Source organism: Pseudoflavonifractor sp. 60 (genome assembly GCF_009911645.1).
GTDB lineage: Bacteria > Bacillota > Clostridia > Oscillospirales > Oscillospiraceae > Lawsonibacter.
In genome coordinates this window covers 1-2,129 of record NZ_QWKI01000326.1, presented here as the reverse complement: position 1 = coordinate 2,129, position 2,129 = coordinate 1, and the positions used below count along the sequence as shown (strand labels likewise).

General features: G+C 60.8%; 1 protein-coding gene and 1 pseudogene. Both read right to left on the bottom strand.

The window, feature by feature from the left end:
• Positions 1-254: 254 nt before the first annotated feature.
• Complete coding sequence (locus D1646_RS22195) at positions 255-1,514, bottom strand: BTAD domain-containing putative transcriptional regulator (protein WP_160638501.1); 1,260 nt, start codon at positions 1,512-1,514, stop codon at positions 255-257.
• A gap of 87 nt (positions 1,515-1,601) precedes the next feature.
• Positions 1,602-2,129 (bottom strand): annotated as a pseudogene (locus tag D1646_RS22190) (hypothetical protein); the annotation flags it as partial.

The following is a 2,129-nucleotide window of genomic DNA, read 5'->3' as shown; positions in this document are numbered from 1 at the left end:
AGGGCCCATCCCTCGTCCCGCCCGCAGGCGGCCTGGCCCCTTTGAAAAGGGGCTCCGGCGAAGCCGGTGGGGATTGACCTGCGGGCACTGCTTCGACTGGAAATCTGTGGTAGAAGATAGTCTGCCAAAAAAACAATTCCCTGCCCCAGTGTGCGCACTGGAGAGCCCCTTTTGCCAGAGGGAGCTGGTGGACAACGGCACACAGGGGTCCTGCGGAGACGCGGAGCAGGAGCGTCCCCGTACTAATCACCCAGTCAGCTTCTCGCCACCATGGGCCGGAAGCCGAAGGCGGCGGGCAGCTGGTGCTCCAGGGACAGCGCGGGCAGTAAGTTGAACTGCGGCTTGGCAATGACCCGGCTTTTGGTCTTGCCGAATGCCTCCAGGACCCGATTTACTGCCATGGAGCCATTCTCGTGGCTGGCCTTGGGCAGCAGCAGCAGGTACTGGGTCAAGCTGAACTGGGTAAAGATGTCCCCGGAACGCAGGTTACTCTGAATGACCGTCTTCATATCGCCCATAGCGGCGGTACGCTGGCTCAGGCTCAGCTGGTCTCCCCGTAAGGGAAACAGGGTTATGACCCCCAGCTGCACAATTTGGCCGCTCCTGGCGGTGGCGCGGGCCAGCAAGCGGCAGATATTCTGGAAGATGTAATAATCACAGCAATAGGCCCCCCGTTCCCCGGTGTCCTCCCCCAGGACTATGGAACGAATGGTGCGCAGGTCCAGCTCCTGGGACTGCTCCGGCGCGTTGAGCTCGTGATACAGGGCGGTCATCTCCTGGGAGGGGGACACGCCCAGCTGGCTCATCAACAGGGCCGACATATTGTTGTAGTACTGGGCCACTACCTGCTTTGCCCCTGAGGCGTGGAGCAGCCGCATCATCAGCATTTGGCAGCCCTCATCGTAGGGGTCCATATCTGTGGCCCGGCGGCATATCTCAATGGCCTCCGGCAGACGCTCCATCTGCCACAGGGCGTTTGCGGTATCGCAGCACAGGCGGAGATATTTGCTGTGGTAGTAGGTCCTGGGTGACAGGGCCCACAGACTAGCCGCCGCCTGGGGCAAAAAATCCCCCTGGTAGAGCTCCAGCGCCTGCCAGGCCGCAGTTAATCCCTCCTCTCCGGTCCGTCCTGCGTCAAACCGGGCGCACAGGGTGTCAAACTCCTCCAGGTCCACCTGGATGATCAGCTCTGGGTCCCAGGTGTAGCTCCCCCGGCGGCAGACCAGCGTCTTCTTTCCATCGGGAAAGCCCATGCGCTCCAGCGCCAAGCGGGTACGGTGGAGCAGGGTCTTCAGGCTATTGGTGGGGTTGCTGATCTCATCGTCTCCCCAGAGGACGTCGATGATCTCCTCCTGGGGAATGCGCCTCTGGTGAGAAACGCATAAATACTGCAAAAAGGCCTGCTGCCGCTCCGAACCGCTGTCCTGTTCAGAGAGCTCCGTCTTGGGACCGCCTAAGTGCGAATAGCGAAGAGAAAAGCCCCCCAGTGTTTTCACATACAGGGTGCAGTCCATGACTCCTCCAATCTCCCGGTCCGGGGCACACACACCCCGAGGCCTGTTTTGTTCCGGAACGGTCTCTCCTCAGCCCCGGCAATACAACTATACGTTCAATGTACCTTGGGCAAATTGGCGCAAAAAATTGTCGTGCAGCTGCTCCTCTGCCCGCTTCCTGGCCTGCACCGCATCCCCAAAATATTCGTAGCTGCCCAGGTAATACCGTCTGCCCTTGAAGCAGATGGTGGCCCGCCAGCGCCGCTTGACGGTCAGCCAGTCAACTCCGGGGATGCCGCTGGTGTTGTTGCGCCGGACGGTCTTCGCCCGCAGCATCTCCACACAGGTACCGTCGATGTAGGTCAGCCCCAGAGCCAGCTGGGGATTGTCCTGAGGGGAACGGCAGCCGCAGCTGCTGGTATGTCCCGAACGCAGCCGGTAGGTCTTTACTACGCTCTCCCGCCCGCAGTCGCACCGGCACAGCCAAGCCGTACGGTTTCCCACATTTTCCGCCGGCTTCAATACGGTCAGCTTCCCAAAACGCTGGCCTGTCAGGTCCAATTTCTTCCTGGAATATCCCTCCATGGTCGTCCCTCCTCCGCCCCGCCGCCCCAGGGAACGGAATTTATCTTGCGT